Origin of the sequence: Deinococcus arcticus (assembly GCF_003028415.1) — a bacterium.
Taxonomy (GTDB): domain Bacteria; phylum Deinococcota; class Deinococci; order Deinococcales; family Deinococcaceae; genus Deinococcus; species Deinococcus arcticus.
Map to the genome: position 1 here is coordinate 51,640 of NZ_PYSV01000001.1, position 21,827 is coordinate 73,466.

The following is a 21,827-nucleotide window of genomic DNA, read 5'->3' on the forward strand; positions in this document are numbered from 1 at the left end:
CACATCCGGGAAAGAACTGGCTGTTTCTCCGATTCCCGGACATCCGCACTCTTTCCTGCTTCCTCCGGTCGGTTCGGAACTCGTTTCAGGCGCCGCAGCGCGAGGGAGAGGTGGGCGCCCCTCCGGGCGTCGCGCCGGCCCAGCGGTGCTTGTCCGCTGTGTCGGCGCAACAGACGGAAGCCGCAGGGCGCCTGGGCCCCGGCCAGCAGGCCGGGAACCATCCCCCACCAAAGCGCGTACCCTGTCTGTTGGCCTTCCCTTCACCGCCCGTGCTTTCACTTTCCAGACGCGCCCGGCCCGTTTGCTAGACTGACGCGCTTTCAGCTGGCTCCCCCCGCCACCCCCTTCCAGGGCCCGGACCCGGGGCCCGCGCACTTCCCGTCAGTTTCCTCTCCCCGCACCTGCAGGAGGCCGCATGGCAGATTCTCCCGTTCGCACCCGTAAAAAAGCAGACGCCCCCGACGCCGCCAGCGCTGCCCCAGGCGCCCCGAAGACCGCTGCGCGCGCGCGCGCCCGCGTGCCCGCTGGCGCAGCGGCCCCCGCTGAACCCACGGCCGCAGACGCCGCTCCCACCCCGGTGGCCGCGCCCGCCAAGAAAGCCGCCAAACCCGCTGCCAAGGCCAAGGCGGCCAGCCCCGAAGCCAGCGCCCCGGCCCCCAAGGCCCCCAAAGCCGAGAAGCCCAAGGCCACCAAGAAAGCGGCCCCGGCCAGCGCCCCTGAAGGCGTGGCCGAGGCCCCGGCCCTGCCCGAACCGGCCCCCAAGGCCGGCAAGGCCACGCCCAAAGCGGCCAAGACCGCCAAGCCCGCGCTGGCCCCCAAGGCCGGCGGCCCCGCCGAGAAGCCGTATTACGCCCACCCCAGCATTCAGGAGCTGCTGAAAGCCGGGCGCGCGGCGGGGGTGCTGTCCAGCGAGGACATTGCCACGGCGCTGGCGGCGGCCCTGGAAGCGGCGGGCCTGGACCCCGAAAGCCCCGACGCCTTTGAAGACATGCAGCTGTTCCTGGCCGGCCAGAACATCGAGGTTCAGGATCTGGATGAGGACGAGGACGACGCCGACGAGGCAGACGCCGAGGAGGGCACCGTCGCGGCCGCCGCGCAGGATGACGACGAGGAGAAATACTTCGACGACATGCCCCGCGCGGTGTCCAACGACCCGGTGCGCCAGTACCTCCACGAGATCGGCCGGGTGCCGCTGCTGACCCTGGAAGAAGAAATTGCGCTGGCCCGCCGCATTGAAGAGGGCGAGGAAGCCCGCAAGGTGCTGGACGAGGACCTGGACCTGGACGACCGGGGCCGCCGCCGCCTGATGCGCCAGATGGAAGACGGCGCCGCCGCCCGCCAGGGCCTGATTGAAGCCAACCTGCGCCTTGTGGTGTCTATTGCCAAGAAGTACACCGGGCGCGGCCTGGGCTTCCTGGACCTGATTCAGGAAGGCAACCAGGGCCTGATTCGCGCGGTGGAGAAGTTCGAGTACCGCCGCCGCTACAAGTTCTCCACCTACGCCACGTGGTGGATCCGGCAGGCGATCAACCGCGCCATTGCCGACCAGGCCCGCACCATCCGCATTCCGGTGCACATGGTCGAGACCATCAACAAGCTCACCCGCACCGCGCGGCAGCTGCAGCAGGAACTCTCGCGCGAGGCGACCTACGAGGAAATCGCTGAGGCGATGGGCCCCGGCTGGGACGCCGCCAAGGTCGAAGAGGTGCAGAAGGTCAGCCAGGAGCCGGTGTCGCTCGAAACCCCCATCGGGGACGAGAAAGATTCCTTCTACGGCGACTTCATTCCCGACGAGAACCTGGACAGCCCGGTGGAGAACGCCGCCAAGACCCTGCTGTCCGAGGAACTGGAAAAGGCCCTCTCCAAGCTGACCGAGCGCGAGGCCATGGTGCTGAAGTTCCGCAAGGGCCTGGTGGACGGCCGCGAGCACACCCTCGAAGAGGTGGGGCAGCGTTTCAGCGTCACCCGCGAGCGCATTCGCCAGATTGAGAACAAGGCGCTGCGCAAGCTCAAGTACCATGAATCCCGCACCCGCAAGCTGCGCGACTTCCTGGATTGAGCATTCAGGTCTAGCCCTGCCCCGCTGCCGGCTTTGACGGCGGCGGGGCTGCTCTTGGGCAGATCTCCAGGTACGCAGCGCCCGCACACCGTATCCTGGCGCCGTCATGCCCATCCCTGTGCGGAACGAACTGTGGTAAGCGCCGCCCCGCCTCTGTCGCCGGGCACGCGCCTGGCCCCTTACGGCGTGGCCCTGCTGCCGCTGGCCCTGGCCGGGGCGCTGCCGTGGTGGACGGTGGCCGCGCTGTCGGCCCTGCTGGCGCTCGGGGTGCGCTGGCCAGTGTGGACCCAGGGCCGCACCCTGATCACACAACTGCTGCTGGGGCTGTGGCTGCTTACGGCGCTGCCCGGGGTGCTGGGCCAGCCGGAGGCCCTGGCAGCGCTGGGCGCTCAGTACGTGCTGTTCAGTGTCCTGGGCTTCGCGCTGATCTGGGGGGCCACCATCCTGGAAGAGGGCCGGCGGCGCGGGCTCCTCGCCCCACTCCTGATTGGCCTGCTGTTCCCGCAGCCTCTGGTCCTGGCGGCGCTGGTGGGCGGAGCCCTGGCCCGGCCGGGGCACCACGCGGCTGACCCGCTGTGGCCCGAGCGGCGGGCGTGGTGGGGCCTGCTGGGTGCGGGACTCCTGGGTGTCACCCTGCTGGCGGCGCTGCTGGCGGCGCTGCTGCCTCCAGCGCCGCCCCTGTGGACCGCCGTGCGCCTGGAGACGGGCAGGGTGGCGGGGGGGAAACAGGCCGTCGCCCAGCCGCCTACACGAAAAACCGAGCGTCCAGCCCCGGAACCGGGGGCCAGCGGTTCTGTCGCGCCGACGCCACAGATGAATCTGGGCGAACTGGGCTTGCCGGGCGAACTGACCTTGCTGGGCGGTCTGCTGTGCCTGGCGGCGGCGTGGCGGGTCTTTCAGGGCCGGACGCGGCGCCGGGGGCCTCCACATCCGGTGGAACTGGCCATGGTGCTGGGGCTGCTGATGCTGGGGCTGGCATGGGGCGTGGCGGCTGGCCTGCTGTTCCTGAACAGCGATGGAAGCGGCGTGCCTGGGTTCCCGATCCAGGAAACACGGAACGAACTGGGCCAGGGCGGGGCAGAAGGGGAAGCCGTTGCCCCGCGCCTGTTGCCCCTGGCCCTGCTGCTGAAGGCACTGCCCTGGCTGACGGCCCTGCTGTTTCTGGGCCTGGGTCTGTGGTTGCTGTGCCTGCGGCTGCGTGCCGACCCCGCCCTGGCCGAAAGCCCCCACGAGCCGGGCGCTGCACATGCTCAGGGCGCCGCCCCCGAAGCCCTGCACCGCGTGCGTCAGGCATACCGCGAGGCCAGCGCCGGACTGGCCGCCGCCGGACTGGCCCGCACGCCCGCCGAAACCCCCGCCGCCTACGCCGCGCGCCTGGGCGCCGCCCACCCCGCGCTGGCCGCTCCCCTGCAGGCTCTGACCGCCGCCTACGAGCCTGTGCGCTACGGCGGCCAGCTGACCGAACAGGACGCCCAGGCCGCCGAGGCCGCTGCCCGCACCCTTCAGACCCTGGCCCCCACCCTGACCCCCCCCGAGGACACTCCATGACCCACACCCCTGCCCCTACCCCCGAGTTCGCCCGTCTTGTGCTGCACAACGTTGCCCAGGTGCTGGTGGGCAAGGAAGAAGTCACCACGCTGGCCCTGGCCGGCATTCTGGCCGGGGGCCACGTCCTGCTGGAAGACGCCCCCGGCACCGGCAAGACCATGCTGGCGCGCGCCCTGGCGCTGAGCCTGGGCCTGGGCTTTCGCCGCGTGCAGTTCACGCCGGACCTGCTGCCCAGCGACGTGACCGGCGTGAGCGTGTACCGCCCGGGCAGCGGTGAATTCGAGTTCGTGCCGGGGCCCATCTTCACCGGCCTGCTGCTGGCCGACGAGATCAACCGCGCCACCCCCAAGACCCAGGCCGCGCTGCTGGAGGCCATGGGCGAGGGGCAGGTCACGGAATCGGGCGTGACCCACCTGTTGCCCCGGCCGTTCGTGGTGATCGCCACCCAGAACCCCGTGGAGCACGAGGGCACCTACCGCCTGCCCGAAGCGCAGCTGGACCGCTTTCTGCTGCGCCTCTCGGTGGGGTACCCCACGCTGGAAGAAGAGGTGCGGATGTTGGGGCGCCTGCAGGGCGAGCACCCCATCGCGGCGCTGGGGGCGGTGGTCGCCCCGGCCGACTTGCTCTCGGCGCAGCGGGCAGTGCGGGGCGTGTTCGTCTCGGAGGCGGTGCAGGGGTATATCGCGCGGCTGAGCGCGGCCACGCGCGCCCATACCCACGTGACGCTGGGCGGCGGGCCCCGCGCCAGTCTGGGGCTGCAGGGCTCGGCGCAGGCGCTGGCGTGGCTCTCGGGGCGCGCCTTCGTGACCCCGGACGATGTGCAGCGGGTGGCCGCCGCGGTGCTGGCCCACCGCCTGAGCCTGAAGATCGAGGCCCGGTTGCAGGGCCAGCCCGCCGAGGCCATCGTGGGGGAGGTGCTGGCCCGCGAGCCTGTGCCGGCTGAAACGGCGGCTGCCGAGGCTGCGGCGATGACGGTGGGGGCAGGTGCCGGGTGACCGGGCCGGTGGCTGAGGCCGGCGGCGTGGCGGCAGGGGCCGCATGAACCCTGTGCTGGCGGCCCTGCTGTATCTGGGGCTGGTGGGCCTGGTCGCGCTGGGGCTGTGGGTCCTGTCGCGCCGCCCCCCCGCCGTGACCCTCACGCGCACCCTGCCGCCCGCCGCGTTTGAAGGCCAGAGCGTGCCCCTGACCGTGACCGTGCGCCTGCACAGCCGCCGACCGCTGCGGGTGCGCGTGACCGACCCCACCCCGGGCGCCGTGGTGCCGGACGAACCGCTGGCCGCCGGGGGCCTGCACCTGGGCGAGACCACGCACGACTGGCACACCCAGGTGCGGCTCAACCGCCGGGGGGCCTTGACCTGGCCCGGGGCCACCCTGCACTGGGCCGATCCCCTGGGCCTGTTCTGGCACCAGCTGCCGCTGCCGGGCCCGCCCACCACCCTGGAGGTGTTTCCCGGCACCCACGGCCTGCGCCTGCCGGAGGTGCTGCGTCCCCTGCTGAGCGAGGGCGAGCTGAGCCGCAGCCTGGGGCTGGACGATCCCATCAGCCTGCGGGGGGCTCGCCCTTACGTGCCCGGCGACCCACCGGGGCGCGTACACTGGCGCCTGTCAGCCCGCACCGGCACCCTGACGGTGCGCGAACTGGAGCGCACCGCTGCCAGCAGCCTCACCGTGTTTGTGGACACCAGCGGGGGCGGCGAGGTATTTGCCGACAGCGCCGCGCGTCTGGGCGCCAGTCTGGTGCAGGCCGCGCTGGACCTGAACCTGCCCGTGGCGGTGGCCACTGGCCCCCAGGCAACCCCCATGGGCCGCGACCCCGGGGCCCTGCGCGCGGCCCTGGGGGTGCTGGCCCGGCTGGCTCCCACCCGGAGCGTGTCGGCCCTACCCCCCGTGCGGGCCGGGGGCAACCTGATTATCCTGAGCGCGGGCGCGGCCCCCGAACTGGTGGAGCAGGCCCTGCGCGCCCGCGCCACGGCCAGCCGCGTGAGCCTTGTGGCCATTCCAGAGGGTTTTTATCTGGAGCCCGGCGAGCAGCCCCGGCGGCAGTGGAGCGCGCCCCCCGACACCGTGCGTGACCTGGAACAGCGGGCGGCGGCGCTGGCAGGCCTGGGCGTGCTGGTGTATGTGCTGCGCGGCAATCAGAGCGTGCTGCAGCTGAATGCCTGAACGGCGCGTGGGGTCAGGCGCGGGGGCCCGGACGGGCGCAGGGGTGCATGAAGAAGCTGTTCAGGTACGCGGCGCGCCCCAGCGGTAGCGTACAGCCATGACCAAGCGCGATGACCAGACCCCCACACCGCCTGCGTCCCCGGCAGAAGGCACTGTGCGCCACGAGGGCGAGATCAGCAACGTGGACCTGCAGTTCATGGGCCGCCCCAGTGCCGAGGCCGAGATTGAAGCGGCGGTGGACAAGGAGAACAAGTCGCCCGGTGACTACCGCCGCGAGGGCCTGGACAAGCAGGACATCGCCATGACCCAGAGCATGGACGCCAGTGACCCGCCCAGCACCAACATGGGCGACGCCACCAGTGGCCGCGAGGGCTGAGCGCCGCGCGCTTCACAGGCAGGTCGGGCGCTCCCGGCCTGCCGATTTGCTGCCATGAGTGAATTCGACGAGTTACAGGCGGTCATTCGCCGCTGCGCCGCCCAGCGCCAGGCCGAGCAGCGCGCCTGCGAGGCGTTCCTGAACGCGCTGTACCACGCCCTGCGCACCGCCAGTGGCCCGGGACTGCCGCTGAACAACGTCACCCTGGACTTCACCACCGACGCCACGGTGCGCCTGCGCCCCCCGCCCAGCGGCAGTTTTCATGCCGCGTGGCTGCGGCTGGGGCTGTGCGAGGTGCTGGTACGGGTGCGCTGGGTGAACGGTGCTTTTCAGGGCGAATACGGCCAGAGCGGTGGGTTTCGGGTGGAGCAGGACACCGAGGACGCGCTGCTGAACCTCGCCCGGCAGCTGCTGCGCGATGTGGCGGTGACCTACGGCGCCTCTCAGGCCCCCGAGAGCCATCTGAACTGAATGCCAGACACGGGCGCCGCCTCTCCACAGGGAGAGGCGGCGCCGGAATGATGCGGCTTTGGGTTCAGCCCTTCACCGCTCCGGCGGTCAGGCCCGAGACGATATTGCGCTGGAACACCAGCACCAGGATGATCAGCGGAATGGTCACCACGATGCTGGCCGCCATGATGGGCCCCCATGGCTGATCGAACTGCGTGGCGCCGGAATAGTTGGCGATCACCACCGGCACCGTGCGGTTGGTGCTCGTGAAGGTCAGCGCGAACAGATACTCGTTCCAGGCGTTGATAAAGGCCAGAAGCCCTGTGGTCACCAGCGCCGGCATCATGACCGGAAACAGCACCAGGAACAGGGTCTGCAGGGGGCTGGCGCCGTCCACCAGCGCCGCTTCCTCCAGTTCGCCCGGGATGTCCCGCACGAAACTGGTCAGCACCCACACCGTGAACGGAATGGTGAAAATCAGATACGAGAGAATCAGACCCAGAGGGCGGTTGTAGAGCTTGAAGGCATCGAGAAAACGATCAAGCGTCCCTGAGGAGCTGGCTTCAATCGCCGCATTCAGAGCGCTATCTGCGCCTTGTAGGAAAGAGTACAGTCCCCCCAGGACAGCAATTTGCGGAAAAACGCTGACGCCCAGAATCACATACAGGATGACCGTCTTGCCCTTGAAGCGGAAGCGGCCCAGGGCGTAGGCGGCAAACGACCCGATCAGCAGGCTCACCAGCACCGAGCCCACGGCCACGATCAGGCTGTACAGCAGGCCGCGCTGGAAGTTGGGGTTGGAAAACACCTGCACGTAGTTCTGAAAGGTGGTGGGCGCGGCGATAAACTCACCCGGTGTCAGGAACAGGTCGCCCGGGGAGCGCAGACTGGTCAGCACCGCCCAGAAGAAGGGGGCCAGCAGGTACACGGTAATCACCAGCACCAGCAGGTAAAAGGCCGCGCGTTGCAGGTAATACAGCTCGGGTTTGGCAGTTTTCAGGTTCATGGCAGCAGGCCCCCTAATCGAACTTGACCCGGAAGGCGGTCACGTAGATCACCACGATCACCATGATGATCAGGAACACCGCCACGCTGACCGCGCTGCCCATGCCCAGCAACTGGTTGTCAATCAGCGCCTGCCGGGCGTAGCCGGTCATGGAGGTGCTGGCGGCGTTCACGTTGCCCAGCATCACCGACATCACGTCGAATACGCGCAGGGCGTCCAGGCTGCGGAACACCAGGGCCACCAGCAGCGCCGGGCGCAGCAGCGGCAGGGTCAGCTTCCAGAACTGCGTCCATTTGCTGGCGCCGTCCACGTCGGCGGCCTCGTACATGTCGCCCGGCAGGCTTTGCAGGCCCGCCAGAATCAGCAGCGCCATGAACGAGGTGGTTTTCCACACGTCCACGGCAATCAGGGCCCAGATGGCGGTGTCGGTATTGGCCAGCACCGCCTGCCCGCCCAGCAACCCGCGCCCGATCAGGCCAAAGGAATCGTTGTAGAGGTAGGCCCACATCTGCGCCGAGACCACCGTGGGAATGGCCCAGGGCACCAGCATGGCGGTGCGCAGCAGGGCCCGGCCCCTGAAGGCGCTGTTGACCACCAGCGCGATGATCATGCCGAACACGGTTTCCAGAAACACAGACACCACGGTGAACAGCAAGGTATTCTTCACCGCGCCCCACCACTTGGGGTCCTGCAGGAAGCCTAGCGCCACGCCTTCCTGGGTGGTGAACCAGAAATTGCCCAGCCCGATAAAGCTGCGCTGCTCCGGGTTGGTCAGGTTGGCCTCAAACAGCGAGAAATAAAAGGTGCGGTACAGCGGATACCCCGCCACCAGGGCAATGGCAATCAGGGTGGGCAGCAGCAGCCAGAGGGCCTGCCGGGCGCGGGCCGCCTCAATGCCGCGTGTGCGGCGGGGCCGGGCAGGGGTGGGCACTTGAACAGTCATGTCCGGGAAAACCTCCTGGCGGGGTCAGCTGGGAACGCCGGTAGGATCGGGGCGAAGGGCGAAGTGGGGGGGCAGGCAGCCGTGCGGCCAGTCCAGGTGCCCTGGAGCAAATGGAAGAGGGGACACCCGGAAGGTGGGCGTCCCCGCAGGCGTGGCGGGCTGGGCGGCCCGCCGCTGGGTGCTTACCAGCCCCGGCCCTTGATGCGGGCGAGGTCGGTGGCGAGTTTGGCCACGGCCTGCTGGCCCTTCATCTTGCCGTTCAGCACGTCGCTGACGGCCGTGGAGAAGGCCTGAGACACCTGGTTGTACTTGGCGCCCGTGGGGCCCGAGGGGCGGGCCACCGCGCTGGTAAAGACGCTGTACAGGCTGCCGAAGAAGGGGTTCTTCGCCAGGATGTCCTTGTCCTTGTAGAGGCTCTGGATGGTGGGGTTGTAGGCGCCCTGAATGGCGCGAATCTTCTGCTCTTCCGGGCCGGCCAGGTAGCGCACGAGGCTGATGGCCGCGGCCTGGTTCTTGGAGTAGCTGCTCACGCCCAGCTGCCAGCCGCCCAGGGTCGCGGCGTTGCGCGCCCCACCGCTGGGCAGCGGCGCCACGCCGATCTTACCGGCCACTTTGCTGTCCTTGCCCTGGCCCAGCGCCCAGGCGTAGGGCCAGTTGCGCATGAACGCGGCGTTGCCTGCCTGGAAGATGCCGCGCGCGGCTTCCTCGTCGTAGGTGGTGACGCCGGCGGGGCTGATGCTCTTGACCCAGCTGGCGGCGGTGTCCAGCGCCTTGGCAGCCTGGGCATTGTTGATGGTGATGTTGCCCTTGGCGTCCACGATGGTGCCGCCACCAAAGGACACCAGCCACTCCATGGCGTCGCAGGTCAGGCCCTCGTAGTTCTTGCCCTGCCACACGAAGCCGCTGAAGGCCTTGTTGGTCTTGCGCTCGCCGTCCTGAATCTTCTTGGCCATCAGGGCCAGTTCGGTCCAGGTTTTGGGGGCGGCCTTGAAGCCGTACTTTTTCAGCAGGTCGGTGCGGTAGTACAGCAGCCCGGCGTCGGTAAACCAGGGCAGGGCCACCAGCTTGCCGTTCACGGTGTTGGCGTCAATGATGCCCTTGAAGTGCGCGTTGACCTCGCTGGCAGGCACCTTGCCGCGCAGATCCACGAAGTGCTGGGCCAGCAGGCCCGGCCACACCACGTCCAGCTGGTACACGTCAATGTCGCTGCTCTTGGCGGCCAGCTGCTGCTGGTACAGGCCCAGGCGGTCGTTGGTCAGGTTGGGGCTCTCGAACACCTTGACGGTGTTGCCCGTCTTCTTGGCCCAGCGCGCCGCGCCGGCCTTACACAGTTCCAGTTCCTGACCCACGGCCCCGCAGGCCAGGGTGATGGTTACAGCGCTCGCCTGGGAACTGGCGAGAATGGCGGCGGACAGGCTGATGAGCGCAACGGCTTTCTTCATGCATCCCCCTTGGGTGGACGACTGACCCGGCGGCCAGCCCGCTTCCGGTGTGAAGCGGTTCCACTTGCTGAACTTCAGATAGCGTTTAGCGTACACGTCGCCCCCTGGCCTGTCAATGGAAACAGTTCCAAGAGTGCTGGAAGTTGTCCATGTTCTCCTCTACAGGGTCCGCCACAGCACAAGCCGGCTGGGGCAGGGCCCTGGTCGCCTCTGGCGGGGCGGCAGGTCGTTCCGCAACTCGCCACGCTGGTCAGGGTTGCGCCTGCCCTCTGGCCTCAGGGCTGGCCGGGTTAAGTAGCTCGCTGTTGATCTTGAGATCAACCGAGCGGAGCGAGTATCGAAAAAAGGACGTTGCACCGGGAGTGGAGACTTTGCGGTGCTCTCTTGCAAAGTCGTAACGTGAGGTGCAACGTCCTTAGCTCTTGCCCTGGACCAGCTCGTAAGCGGCGTCGCGGGTACCAGTGCCCAGCTTGCGCAGCAGACCGTCCTGCACGAGGCGGCGCAGCACCCGCCACGCCTGCTGGGTGTTCAGGCCGCACGCCGCGCGCAGGTCCACGTTGCGCACGCGGCCCTGTTCGCGCGCCAGGGTCAGGGCGGCGGCGCGCACTTCAGCGCTGCTGGGGCCACCGGAATCACGTTCTGGCCGGGGGCGGGCCGGGGCGGCGCGGGGGGGCGGGGGCCGTTCCGGGGCCGCCACAGGCGGCAGGGAAGACGGGGCAACCTCTGCCGGGGGGATGGGGGCTGCCCGGTCCCGGCCCAGCGCCACGCGCACCTCCCCGCTCAGCACGTAGGCGATGCCGCGCCCCACCCCGGCGCGCTCAATGAGGCCGTGTTCCTCCATGCCGCGCAGTAGCCGGGGCGTGCGGTCCTCGGGCAGTTGCAGGGCGCGGGCCAGGTGGGCGCGGGTGGCTTCACCCTCGCGCGCCAGCAGGGACAGCACAATCAGCATGTCCAGCGACAGGGTCTGCATCTCTTCTTGCTTGCGGGCCACAAAGCGAACGAATTCGGCGTCGAAGCCGGGGCTGTGCAGCGCCAGCGTCACGGCGTCGGGGTAGGGGGTGAACTCCGGCGGTTCCTTGCCGTGCCTCAGCATCAGCGAGTACATCTTGTCCACGCCCACGCCCGCGCGCTCCACCAGCCCCAGGCGCGACAGAACCTCGGCCAGCAGCGGATTGCGCCGCTTGGGCTGGTGGCGCAGGATGTTCCCGGGCGTAATGCCCCCGGGCAGTCCCCCCGGATTCATGATTTCCAGGCGGTCGGGGAAATGATGCACGTGCACGGCGTCGCGCAGGGTGTAGTCGCGGTGGGTCAGGGCGTTGAGCAGCGCCTCGCGGTACACCACCTCGTCCTGCTCCCACACCTCTATGCGGAACAGGCCCACCTGCACCGGGGTAAAGCGGTTGCGGGCCTGAATCAGTTCGGCCAGCCGGGTCAGCAGCGCGGGAATGGGGCGCAGCAGGTCTTCCCGGAACTGAAACTCGGGGTCCAGGGTGGCGTGGTGGTAAAAGCACACCTCGGCCTGCGGCACGTGCGCGCGCAGGGCCGCCGGGGTCCCCGCCAGCAGGATGGCCGCCAGCGTGGGCCGCAGCGCTCCGCCGCTGGGGGTCAGCAGGCCCAGTTCGCGCAGAAAATCCAGGTCCGGCAGCGCCGAGGCACTCAGGCGCCGCCCCAGGCTGCGCAGCCGCGCCACCTCGGCGGGGTCCAGGTCGGCCAGCGAGGCGTCGGGGGGCACGGTGGCCGTGTAATCCGGGGCCGCCACTGGCTCGGCCGCCGAGGGCGTGACCGGTACCAGATGCGCGCCGTCCCAGGCGATCACCGAGCCGTCGGGGGCGGCCAGCACATAGGGCGCGTGCGGCACGAACACCGCCAGCACTTTCAGGCCGCCCGGCAGGCGGTGGTGCTGCACATTCACGGTCAGGCGCCCACCCGACAGCTCGAAGATGGCGTGGGTGACCATCAGGGGGTGCAACTCGCCCGCGTCGCGTTCGGGGGGCACGGGCTGCTCCACCACATCCACGCCCACCAGCACGGTGCCGCCGCGCGCGTTGGCCAGCCCCACCGCGTAACGGGCGAGGTCCTGGGGGGTCACGTTCAGGGGCAGGTGAATGCACGTCGGCCCCGGTGGGGGCAGCACCCCCAGCGGCGAGATGGCGTCCGTCGCGTCCAGCGTCACAATCGGGCAGTATACCGCCGCCCCCGGTGAACGGCAGGTCCTGGCAGACGCTTCAGGGGACCGGGCTGAGCCAGTGCCGCTCGGGCCGCGCGCCCTCCCCCTGCAGCCACACCAGCGCGGCGCGCCGGCCCACCCCCCAGACGATGGCCACCTGCCCAGAGGCGCGGCCCAGCGCCGCCGCTTCCCGCAGGGGAACGCCGCGCAGCAGCAGGCTGGGTTCGGCGTGGGGGCCGCTGCCATTGACCGTCTCCAGCGGGGCCCAGCGGGCGGCCTGTTGCCGCAGGCGCGCCTGGGCCGACACGTTCTCGGCCCGGCTCTGGGGCTGCGCGCCCGGATTGTAGGCGGTTATCATGGCCCAGCGCCCACCCGGGGGCGCCCAGGGCGGCCGGTGGCCCGGCTGGGTGCCCTGCAGGGTCACGCGCTCACCGCCCAGGCCGTAATGCGCTCCCAGAAAGGCCGCGCGCAGGCCAGCGTCCGGCGCCATGCTCAGCGGGCCACCGTGGCCATCAGATTGGTGATCTGGGTGTTGCGGTAGCGCAGCACGAGGCTGACCTTCTGCCCCACCTTGAAGTTGCCCCCCAGCACCACGCGGTAGCTGCTGCCGGTGCCCAGGTTCAGCACGCCCGGCACCGGCAGGGTGCCCACCACCTCGCAGCGCGGCGTGCAGCGCAGCATGCGCGCGCGGCCCACGCTGCTCCAGACCCCGGTGAGTTCGTCGGTGCGGCTGACGCGCAGGGCGCCGCTGAGCAGCGCGCCGCCGTGGGTCAGTTTCAGGGTCAGGGTGGGGGTGGCGCCCTGGGCCGGCGTGGTACCCAGGCACAGCAGCGCCGCCAGCGCTACGCGGGACCAGAGGAAACGGGATCTCATGCGCTCACTCCTTCATCTTCAGGCTCGCTGTCCACGGCGTCCGGCGTGTCCACCTGGGTTTTCATGATCTCGCGCAGCACGCTGGTGGCAAAACTGCCGCGCGGCAGGACAAAGGCCAGCGTGTAGCCGTCCTCTTCAGGCTGCACGCTGGCCTCGTCCAGAAACACCCGCGTCAGGCGGCGGTCGCCCTTGCGCGACAGGAACATCTCCGGGCTCAGGCCCAGCGCGCCCAGGGCCGCCTGTTCCAGTTCGCCGGCGTCGCCGCCCAGGGAGCGCACCTTCTTGCCAAACAGCGTACCGGTGGCGCTGACCTCGCCCCGGGCGGCCCGGGCAGACTCGGCGGCGGCGTCCTCCACCTGAAACACGCCGCCCGTGTCGTGCTTCTTGGCCATGTCGCCGCGCAGCAGGGCGTCAAAGACCCCGCGTTCCAGCCGCAGGCTGACAAAGGCATTGAACACCACACTCTGCAGGGCGGTGGTCAGAAAGCGGCGCACCCGGGGGTCGCGCACCCGTGACTCGCCGCGCACCACACGCAGGCCCTCTTCGGCATTCAGGCCGCCCAGCCCGAAGCGCTGCGGGCCGAAGTAGTTGGGCACGCCGCGCAAGCGCAGCTGCTCCAGCAGGCGCGCGGCGGGCTCGGCCTGCCCCGGCGCCCCGCGCACCCGCACCACGAAGCGGTTGCCCCGCAGGTGGCCCAGGCCCAGCTTGTTGGTGTGGCGGGTGACCTGCACCACCTGCACGCCCTCCAGGGCAAACTGGCCCAGGCGGTCCTCATAGCGTGCGGGCAGGCTCAGCCACTGGGTGGTCACCGCGTGGCGGTCCTTGAGGCCGGCCACCCCCACATCGCGGTCACGCACCCCCAGTTGGGTGCCCAGTTCGCGCAGCACATGCGCGGTGGTATGGCCGCGCTTTTCCACCTGAATGAACAGGTGATCGCCCTCACCGGACAGGGGGTAGGCGGGCAGCTCCTCCACCCGAAAATCCTCGGGGTGTTGCCGCAGCGTGCCGCCCGTGCCCGCATCCATTGTCAGGGCGCGCAGCGCCGACCAGTCAAACACCAGACTCACGATCTGCCCACCATAGCCCGCGCTTCTCAGAGCGGCGTGAGAACGGCCGGTGGGGCAGGGGTGAAAAATAGGGCGCAGGTGGGGAAGGGCGCAGGCGCATGCTGGAGGCAGGGGAGAGGCCCGCCCCGGTCTGGCTGGGCGCCCTCAGTTCAGCACGCGGGTTTCGGCGTAGGCGGTGGGGGTCCAGTCGGCGCGGAACAGGTGGGGGGTGCCGGGCGTGCGCGCGGCGGCGTACCACACCCGCACCCCCGAATCGTAGGCCGACACCGGCAGCACGGCCTCCTGCCCGGCGGCCAGTTCGGCCAGCGGCTGGCCCTGTTCACTGCGCACGCGGTACCACGCATTCACCCCGGCCGGCGACCAGCCCGCCAGGTGCAGGCGCGCGCCGGAAATGTTGCGCAGATGCGCGCCGCGCGCCGAGAGCGTGACGCTGAGTTCGGGCCAGGGCGGCGTAACGGGCGCTTTCCAGCGGGCCGCGAAGCCCAGCGCCAGCGGGGCAGGTTGGCGCCGGAACAGCGCGGCACTCAGGAGCCCGGCCGCACTGGAAAGCAGCACCACCAGCGTGACGAAAAAGGTGAATGAACTGAGGCCGCTGCGCTGCAGGCTGGCCGTCAGGGCCCCGCCCACCACCAGCCCCACCAGCGGCCACGCCACCTGCGGCCGGTCCGGGGCCGGGCGAAAGGCCCCGGGCCCGTATTCGGCCAGCAGCAGCAGCGCCGCGCCCAGCCCGAACAGGGCCGGCACGTCCAGTACCGGGGCCAGCAGCAGCAGCCCCACACCCGGCGGCGCCCACCACGCGGTGGCCGGGCGCCACTGTCGCCGCGCGGCCACGCCCACGCGCCCCAGCCAGTAGGCGGCGATCAGGGTGCCCACCACGGCCAGGGCCGGGCTCAGTTCACCCGGCGTTCCCAGCAGCGGCCACGCGGCGTTCAGGTCACTCGTCACGGCCGCCCTTGCGGTGGCGCCCAATGCCGGTGGCCACCCCGCCCCCGGTGCCCGGCGCGGGCGGAGTGGCCACCGGCACCGCCGACGTAACTCCCGGCAGTACCCCGGGCTGGGCCTGCCGCTCAATCTCGTAGGCCAGATGCCCGATCTCGTCTTTCAGAATGCCGTCCCAGGCAGTCTTGACAGCGTTGAGGCTGCCGGGCATGGCAAACACCACCGCGCCGCGCACCAGTCCCGCCACCGCGCGCGAGAGCATGGCCGCGCCGCCCACCTGCTGGTAGCTGAGCATGCGAAACAGCTCGCCGAAGCCGGGAATGGGCTTGGTAATCAGGCTCTCGACCACCGGCACGGTCACGTCCCGCCCGGTGATGCCGGTGCCGCCGGAGCACAGCACCACGGTGGCTTCGCGCGTAAAGGGCACCAGGGCCGAGCGGATCTCCACCGCGTCGTCACGCACCACGCGGTAGGCGACAACCTCGTGACCGGCGGCCTGCAGCTCGGCCCGCAGGTAGGCGCCGCTTTCGTCGGTCTCGGGGGTGCGGGTGTCACTCACCGTCAGCACCGCCACCCGCACCGCACGGGGCGCGCGCTGGCGGTGGCTGGCGGCGCCGGTGTCGGGGGAGGTGGGCGCTTGCGGGCCGCGAGGCTGGGTCATGCCCCCAGCATAGAGTGCGGCGCGCTGCCCCAGAGTCGGGTCTGGGGGCCCCCTTTTGGGCCGGTGGCCCTCAGCCGGGGCCGGCGCTCAGCACGCTGCGCGGGGCTTCGGGCAGGGCGGCGCGGTCGCTGCGGCGCAGGGCGCTGCGCGGGCGGCGCAGCAGCAGCGCCAGATACACCTGCGCCTGCTGCTCCAGAAAGTCGCGGTAACCGTGGTCATGGCCGCTGCGCACGCACTCCAGGGCCAGCAGGTCCAGCTGACCGCTCAGCTGCTCCAGTGCCAGAAAACGCGCGGCGCTGACCCCGCTGTTGCCCAGCACCTCACGCATGCTGTCCAGGCGTTCGGGGGCGCGCAGCAGCGCGCGGGCGGCCCGTTTCACATTGGGGTCGGCCAGGGTCAGGGTGCAGGCGCGGCAGGGCTGCTCACTGCTGGCCTCACCGCACACCGGGCAGGGGCGCCAGCCCTGTTCCTCGCGCCACTTTCTGGCCCGGGTGATGGCCTCGGCGGCGCGCAACACCGCCGGTTTCAGGTCGTCGCTGACGCCCTGGGCCAGTTGCCGCGCCCGCGCCCGGTCCGGGGCCGGCAGGGGCGGCGGCGTGACCGGCGCGGGCTGCTCACGCACGGTGCCCACACTGAAGCGGATCTCGCTCAGGGGCGCGCTGCCCTCGCCCAGCAGGGCGTTGAGGGCCTTGAGAAAGTGGTGGCGCTGCATGCTGAGGTGGTGGGCAGTGGCGCTGTCTCGCACCTCCACAAACAGGGTGCTGCCCTGCTGGCTGCGCGGCCGGGTCAGCCGGGCAATGTCCGGGCCCACCGCCTGCGGCCACAGCAGGATGGCGCGGGCGCGCTGAATGCCCCGGGTCAGGCGGGCGGTGCCCAGGGTCGCGCCCATCAGGTCACCCAGGCGCAGCGGGCCGCTCAGGCGGCGGCCCCGGGTCACGTGCCCACCTCGGCCACCGGGATTTCGGGGGCGGGCAGGTCGTCCTCCGGCAGCGGAGCGGCGGCGCCCGCCGACCCGGCTTCGGGGGTAAAGCGCCCGGCGTGCGCGCGCAGGGTCAGCGCGGCGCCCGGCGCCCGCTCGGTGCCGGTCACGATGGCCTGCGGCACGCTGGCGGCCAGATCCAGCAAAAAGGCCCGGCGCCCGGGGTCCAGTTCCGCCGAGAAATCGTCAATCAGCAGCACGGGCCGCTCGCCGTAGCGCTCGGCCAGCAGTTCCAGTTCGGCGCGGCGCAGCGCCAGCGCCACCGTGCGGCCCTCGCCCCGGCTGGCGTACTCGCTGGCGGGGAAGCCGCCCAGGGTCAGCAGCAGGTCGTCGCGGTGGGGGCCGGTGACCGTCGAGCCCCGGCTCAGCTCCTCGCCCTGGCGGGCGGCCAGATCGGCGGCGTAGGTGTCGGGGGTGGTGGATTCCTGCAGGGTCAGGGTCAGGGGCTTGTGGCTGCCCAGGCCCGCGTTGGCCTCGGCGGCCAGTTCGTTCAGGCGCACCAGGGCGCGGCGCCGCACCCGCATGATCTCGGTGCCCAGGCGCACCAGTGCGTCGTCCCAGACGTGCATGGCCCAGGCTTCGCCCCCGCGCAGCGCGGCGTTGCGCTGCGAGACCGTGCGCTCGTAGCGCGCCAGATGCTCGGCGTAGCGGGCGCTCAGGCGCGAGAGCAGCGAATCCAGGTAGGCCCGGCGCCCGGCCGGGGGCCCAAAGACCAGTTCGCTGTCTTCGGGGCGAATCCACACTGCGCTGCCCCGGGGCAGGTCGCCGGTGCGCACCCGCACGCCGTCCTGCTTCAGTTGCCGCCGCCCGCGCCCCAGGCCCACCTCCTGCACGCTCAGGCTGCCGCCCGATTCCAGGTCGGCGCGCACATAGGCTTCGGTTTCGCCGGACTGCACCAGCTGCTCCAGGCGGCCCACGTCGGTCTGACCAGTCAGGGCGAGGTAGGCGGCTTCCAGCAGGTTCGTCTTGCCCGCGCCGTTTTCCCCGAACACGCCCGTGACCCCGGCCGGAAAGCGCAGGGTACAGGGGGCGAGGTTCCGGTAATTCAGGGTGGAGAGCGAGTCCAGACGCACCCTCCCATTCTAGGCGCCCCCCGGCCATCTTCAGCGGCGCGCGCCGCCATTGGGCGTGCCTTCATGCGCGGTAGGCTGGGCGGCATGGCCCCGCCTGCTCCCCTGCCCACCCCCGAGGCCCTGACCGCCCTGGGTGAAGGTCACCTGCCCGGCCTCATCGGCATTCGCTTGACCAGCGTGGACCGCGCGCAGCTGCGCAGCGAACTCACCGTGCGCCCCGAACTGCTGGCCCCGAACGGATTTCTGCACGCCGCCACCGTGGTGGCCCTGGCCGATACCACCTGCGGCTACGGCACCCGCCTGCTGCTGCCCCCGGGGGCCAGCGGCTTTACCACCATTGAACTGAAAAGCAACCACCTGGGCACCGCCCGCGCCGGGCGCGTGACCTGCGAGGCACGGAATGTCCACGCCGGGCGCACCACCCAGGTCTGGGACGCCGAGGTCCACGACGAGGCCGGCAAGCTGATGGCACTGTTCCGCTGCACGCAGGCCGTGCTGTACCCCCGCTAGCCGGTGCCCACCGCCGCTGTTTTCCTGCGCAGCCCCGACCCCCTGACGCGTGAGGTGGCGCGCGCCTACGCCGGGGGCGCCTTTCTGATGGACAACGGGGACGGCCTGCAGTTCTACACCACGCCGCGCCGCGCCCTGGTGCCCCTGAGCGCCGGGGCGGGGTTGCATGTGCCCCGTCGCCTGCAGCGCGACCTGAAACACTTTGAACTGCGCGTGAATACGGCGTTCCCCGAGGTGCTGGCCGGGTGCCGGGGCGAGCTACCGGGCAGCCCGCCCCGCGACGGGCAGTGGATCAGCGGCGAGCTGGCCGCCATTTACCTGCACCTGCGTGCGGCGGGGCTGGCCCATTCCTTTGAGGCGTGGCGCGGCGGCGAACTGGCGGGCGGCGTGCTGGGGCTGGCGCTGGGCGGCGCCTTTCTGGCCGAGAGCAAGTTTCACCGGCAGACCAACGGCAGCAAGGCGGCGCTGATTGGGCTGGCGGGCCGCTTGCATACACGCGGTTTTGCCCTGCTGGACGCCCAGATTCAGAGCCCCCATCTGGCCACCCTGGGCGTGCGCGAGGTGGGCAGCCGCGCGTACCACGCCCAGTTGAAAGCGGCCCTGGAACTGGACGTGGCGCTGGAGGGCGAAGACGCCCCCGCGTCCTGAAGTCCGGCTGGGGGTTGGGGTCTTTGCCCCTAATCACACGGCACTTCCAAAAACAAGCCTGTTTCCTGGCCGGGGCCGGGCCTAGCGTGGGGGCACCTCGACATTCAAGCAGCGCGAGGCACAGCGGCAGGTGGCGTGCGTCCTGCCCAGGAGGACTCTATATGTTCAAGAAAGCAGTGTTTGCGGTGGTGGCGGCCCTGGTGCTGGGCGGCAGTGTGGGCGCGTCCTACGGTCCCTTTCCGCCCCGTGGCCCCGATGAATGCGGAAAGCCCGGCTGGCCCCCCTGCCAGCTGAAGTAACCTGGTCCCCCACCGGGCGCGGCGCAGTCAGGATGCCGCGCCCCGAGTGACCGCTGCAGGCCGCCTCCATGCTGGGGCGGCCTGCAGCGTAGGGCAGAGTGAGCAGGCCTGCCCTTTCATACGGCTTCCGAAAAATTTCGTAAGGATTACGAAATTTTTCCGACCGGAGGAAGGAGGACAAACGACGGATGTCCGGGCATTGGGCTGAAACAGCGCCGAAGGCGGGGAACATCCGGGAAGAGGGGCAGAGACCACCACCCGCACAGCCAGGGCTTTAAACGCCCAACTGCTCGGCCGGTGCGAGCGGCCCGGCAGGCTCGGCCGCCTCGGGGAAGGTGACGGTGAAGGTGGTGCCCTGCCCCAGGCGGGTGTCCACCAGAATGTCGCCGCCAAAATGCCCGGTCACGATGTCGTGAATGATAGACAGGCCCAGGCCGGTGCCCTTGCCCACCTCCTTGGTGGTGAACATGGGCTCGAAGATGCGCCCCAGCACGTCGCCGGGAATGCCGCTGCCGGTGTCCTCGACTTCCAGGGTGCGGGTGCCCTCCCGCACGGCAAAGCGCACCGTCACGTCGGCGCCGGGGGGGCAGGCATGAATGGCGTTTACCACCAGATTGGTCACCACCTGGGTCAGGCGGCCGGGCTCGCCCTGCAGGGTTACGCCCTCGCGCGGGCGCTCGAACAGCAGGTTCACCTTGGCAGCCCGGGCCTCGTGGGCCAGCATGGTCAGGGTATCTTCCACGCCCGCCACCGCGTCAAAGGTGCGGCGCTGCGACACGGTGTCGCGGGTATGGCCGCGAATCTTGCGGATAAAGTCGCCAATACGGGTCAGGTTGCGCTGCGCGGCGTCCACGCTGGCGGCCAGTTCGCGCGCAATCTCACGGTGGTCGTCGTCGGTGACCCCAGCGTGGCCCACCGAATCGCGGTATTCCTGCACCAGCCGCGTGGCCTCGTGCAGCTCGTTCAGGGTGGCGGCCAGCGGCGTGTTGATCTCGTGGGCCAGCCCGGCGGTCAGGCGGCCCAGGCCCGCCAGCTTCTCGCTGGACAGCAGCCGCGCCTGACTGGCCTGCAGCGCCGCCTCGGCGGCCCGGCGCTCGCTGATGTCGCGCTCCACACTCAGCAGCACCTCGCGGCCGTCCAGGGTCAGGAGTGCCAGATTGATCTCCACCGGAAAAATGGTGCCGTCCTTGCGCAGCTGCTCGGATTCAAAGCGCAGGGTGCCGGCCTCGCGCACGCGGCGGCGAAACGCCTCGTTGGCCTGGGCATCGGCCAGCAGCGCCTGTCCGTTGGGCAGGGCCACGTAGGTGCTTTGGCCAATCAGTTCTCCGGGCGCGTAGCCCTTCATGCGCGCGGCCACCTCGTTGCAGTGAAGAATGGGCATGTCGCCGGCAAAGTCCACCAGCATCACGCCGTCCGGGGACGCCTCGAACAGCACCTCGAAGGTGCGGCGGCTTTCTTTGAGCGCCTGCTCGGACAGCACCCAGTCGGTCACGTCGCGCGAGTTCATGACCATGCCCTGCACGTCCGGGTCGTCCAGCAGGTTGGTGGCCACCCATTCCAGCCAGCGGTACTCACCGTCCCGGCGGCGAAAGCGGCTGGTCAGGCGCGAGGTCGTGCCCGGGCCGCCAAACACCGCCTTGGCGAACTCCGTGCGAATGGCCTCGTGTTCGTCCGGGTGCATGTGAGCCAGCACGTTCTCGCCCAGCACCTCTTCCTCGTCGTGGCCCAGCACCGCCTGCATGGCTGGGCTGGCGTAACGCATCTTGCCGCCCGGGCTGATCACGGTGAGCAGGTCGCTGCTGCGCTGCACCAGGGCCCGGAACCGCCGCTCACTGGTGCGCAGCCGCGCCTCGGCCTGCAGGCGGGCCGTCACGTCGCGCACCATCAGCAGCGCCACGCCGGCGGCCGGGTCCAGGGGCTCGGCCGAGAGCAGCACGTCCCGCACCTCGCCGTCGGCCCGGTGCCACTGGGCATGCACGTCGCGCACCGCCGCGCCCGCCTTCAGGGCCGCCTGCAGGGTGCTGGCCTGCGCGGGGACCGGCCACAGCCCACCCTGCTCCTCCTGGGCGCGGTGTGCGGTGGGGGCAAAGACCGTGTCCAGACGCGCGCCCACCACCGCCCTGAACGCCGCATTGGCCTGCTGCACCTCGCCGCTGGCGGTGCTGACCAGGGCAATGCCCACCGGGCTGGCCTGAAACACCTTCTCGAAGCGGGTCAGGGCCGCCGCCAGGGCGTCTTGCTGCGCGCGCTCGGCGGTGATGTCCAGCATCACGCCGCCCAGGGCCACCAGCTGCCCCTGTTCCATCAGCGGCGTGACCAGATCGCGCACCCAGACGGTGCGGTCACCCGCTGCCAGAAAGCGGTATTCCACCGAGGTGGGCTCGCCCGTGGCGAGGCTGTGGGCATGCGAGGCCAGCACCCGCGCCCGGTCCTCGGGGTGCAGGCGGCTGGCCCACAGCCCCGGGGCATTCAGCCACTCGTGCGGGGTAAAGCCCAGCAGCGTTTCCACCCAGGGCGACACGAAGGTGGCCCGCTGGGTCTGCGGATCGGCTTCCCAGACCACGCCCTGCACCAGGGCTGCGAGGCGCGAGACGGCGCTCTGCTCGTTGAGCTGCGTCATGGGG

General features: G+C 70.6%; 21 protein-coding genes. 9 read left to right on the forward strand and 12 right to left on the reverse strand.

Annotated elements, in window-relative coordinates; translation table 11 throughout:
* Window positions 1–415: 415 nt before the first annotated feature.
* The 6 genes from rpoD to C8263_RS00260 all read left to right on the forward strand — a co-directional run bounded on the left by rpoD (window position 416) and on the right by C8263_RS00260 (window position 6,617).
* On the forward strand, window positions 416–2,059 hold the full coding sequence (gene rpoD / locus C8263_RS00235) for an RNA polymerase sigma factor RpoD (protein ID WP_107136096.1): 1,644 nt from the start codon (window positions 416–418) through the stop codon (window positions 2,057–2,059).
* Window positions 2,060–2,191: 132 nt separating this feature from the next.
* Window positions 2,192–3,607 (forward strand): DUF4129 domain-containing protein, encoded by a 1,416-nt coding sequence (locus C8263_RS00240; RefSeq protein ID WP_107136097.1) that lies wholly within the window; start codon window positions 2,192–2,194, stop codon window positions 3,605–3,607.
* Window positions 3,604–4,602, forward strand: coding sequence for an AAA family ATPase (locus C8263_RS00245; RefSeq protein WP_107136098.1), 999 nt, complete (start codon window positions 3,604–3,606; stop codon window positions 4,600–4,602). Before C8263_RS00240 ends, C8263_RS00245 begins: the two co-directional genes overlap by 4 nt.
* Window positions 4,603–4,645: 43 nt before the next feature.
* On the forward strand, window positions 4,646–5,770 hold the full coding sequence (locus C8263_RS00250; protein ID WP_107136099.1) for a DUF58 domain-containing protein: 1,125 nt from the start codon (window positions 4,646–4,648) through the stop codon (window positions 5,768–5,770).
* Between the two features lie 97 nt (window positions 5,771–5,867).
* A complete protein-coding gene (locus tag C8263_RS00255) occupies window positions 5,868–6,146 on the forward strand; it encodes an M-like protein (RefSeq protein WP_107136100.1) in 279 nt (92 codons plus the stop codon).
* A gap of 54 nt (window positions 6,147–6,200) precedes the next feature.
* Window positions 6,201–6,617 carry a hypothetical protein gene (locus tag C8263_RS00260; RefSeq protein ID WP_107136101.1) on the forward strand — a complete coding sequence of 139 codons (417 nt, stop codon included), beginning with the start codon at window positions 6,201–6,203 and terminating at the stop codon, window positions 6,615–6,617.
* A gap of 64 nt (window positions 6,618–6,681) precedes the next feature.
* On the opposite strand, the gene C8263_RS00265 is transcribed toward C8263_RS00260, so the two are convergent.
* From C8263_RS00265 to recF, 11 genes are all read right to left on the reverse strand, one after another.
* Window positions 6,682–7,602, reverse strand: a complete 921-nt coding sequence (locus C8263_RS00265) for a carbohydrate ABC transporter permease (protein WP_107136102.1) — start codon at window positions 7,600–7,602, stop codon at window positions 6,682–6,684.
* Between the two features lie 13 nt (window positions 7,603–7,615).
* Window positions 7,616–8,545 carry a carbohydrate ABC transporter permease gene (locus C8263_RS00270; RefSeq protein ID WP_107136103.1) on the reverse strand — a complete coding sequence of 310 codons (930 nt, stop codon included), beginning with the start codon at window positions 8,543–8,545 and terminating at the stop codon, window positions 7,616–7,618.
* 182 nt (window positions 8,546–8,727) lie between these two features.
* On the reverse strand, window positions 8,728–9,987 hold the full coding sequence (locus tag C8263_RS00275) for an ABC transporter substrate-binding protein (RefSeq protein WP_107136104.1): 1,260 nt from the start codon (window positions 9,985–9,987) through the stop codon (window positions 8,728–8,730).
* A gap of 415 nt (window positions 9,988–10,402) precedes the next feature.
* Window positions 10,403–12,160 carry an AlbA family DNA-binding domain-containing protein gene (locus C8263_RS00280; protein WP_107136105.1) on the reverse strand — a complete coding sequence of 586 codons (1,758 nt, stop codon included), beginning with the start codon at window positions 12,158–12,160 and terminating at the stop codon, window positions 10,403–10,405.
* A gap of 52 nt (window positions 12,161–12,212) precedes the next feature.
* Window positions 12,213–12,644 (reverse strand): DUF3293 domain-containing protein, encoded by a 432-nt coding sequence (locus tag C8263_RS00285; RefSeq protein ID WP_107136106.1) that lies wholly within the window; start codon window positions 12,642–12,644, stop codon window positions 12,213–12,215.
* Window positions 12,645–12,646: 2 nt separating this feature from the next.
* Complete coding sequence (locus C8263_RS00290) at window positions 12,647–13,027, reverse strand: hypothetical protein (RefSeq protein WP_107136107.1); 381 nt, start codon at window positions 13,025–13,027, stop codon at window positions 12,647–12,649.
* Window positions 13,024–14,094 carry a tRNA pseudouridine(13) synthase TruD gene (truD, locus tag C8263_RS00295; protein WP_233218551.1) on the reverse strand — a complete coding sequence of 357 codons (1,071 nt, stop codon included), beginning with the start codon at window positions 14,092–14,094 and terminating at the stop codon, window positions 13,024–13,026. Before truD ends, C8263_RS00290 begins: the two co-directional genes overlap by 4 nt.
* Before the next feature lie 144 nt (window positions 14,095–14,238).
* Complete coding sequence (locus tag C8263_RS00300; RefSeq protein WP_233218552.1) at window positions 14,239–15,039, reverse strand: hypothetical protein; 801 nt, start codon at window positions 15,037–15,039, stop codon at window positions 14,239–14,241.
* On the reverse strand, window positions 15,029–15,694 hold the full coding sequence (locus C8263_RS00305; protein WP_107136108.1) for a MogA/MoaB family molybdenum cofactor biosynthesis protein: 666 nt from the start codon (window positions 15,692–15,694) through the stop codon (window positions 15,029–15,031). The genes C8263_RS00300 and C8263_RS00305 overlap by 11 nt, the downstream gene beginning before the upstream one ends.
* Before the next feature lie 70 nt (window positions 15,695–15,764).
* The gene (locus C8263_RS00310) at window positions 15,765–16,631 is read right to left on the reverse strand and encodes a DciA family protein (RefSeq protein WP_233218553.1); all 867 of its coding nucleotides are present in this window, start codon (window positions 16,629–16,631) and stop codon (window positions 15,765–15,767) included.
* Entirely contained in the window at window positions 16,628–17,746 is a 1,119-nt protein-coding gene (gene recF, locus C8263_RS00315; protein ID WP_107136109.1) for a DNA replication/repair protein RecF, read from the reverse strand. Before recF ends, C8263_RS00310 begins: the two co-directional genes overlap by 4 nt.
* A gap of 84 nt (window positions 17,747–17,830) precedes the next feature.
* On the opposite strand from recF, the gene C8263_RS00320 reads away from it, so the two are divergent.
* The 3 genes from C8263_RS00320 (at window position 17,831) to C8263_RS19155 (ending at window position 19,203) form a co-directional block, all read left to right on the forward strand.
* Window positions 17,831–18,256, forward strand: a complete 426-nt coding sequence (locus tag C8263_RS00320; RefSeq protein ID WP_107136110.1) for a PaaI family thioesterase — start codon at window positions 17,831–17,833, stop codon at window positions 18,254–18,256.
* Between the two features lie 3 nt (window positions 18,257–18,259).
* The gene (gene aat, locus C8263_RS00325; protein WP_107136111.1) at window positions 18,260–18,904 is read left to right on the forward strand and encodes a leucyl/phenylalanyl-tRNA--protein transferase; all 645 of its coding nucleotides are present in this window, start codon (window positions 18,260–18,262) and stop codon (window positions 18,902–18,904) included.
* A 161-nt stretch (window positions 18,905–19,065) separates the two neighbouring features.
* The gene (locus C8263_RS19155) at window positions 19,066–19,203 is read left to right on the forward strand and encodes a hypothetical protein (protein WP_158263709.1); all 138 of its coding nucleotides are present in this window, start codon (window positions 19,066–19,068) and stop codon (window positions 19,201–19,203) included.
* Between the two features lie 274 nt (window positions 19,204–19,477).
* On the opposite strand, the gene C8263_RS00330 is transcribed toward C8263_RS19155, so the two are convergent.
* Window positions 19,478–21,823: a PAS domain S-box protein gene (locus C8263_RS00330; RefSeq protein WP_158263710.1), complete on the reverse strand. Its 2,346-nt coding sequence runs from the start codon at window positions 21,821–21,823 to the stop codon at window positions 19,478–19,480.
* Window positions 21,824–21,827 lie beyond the last annotated feature (4 nt).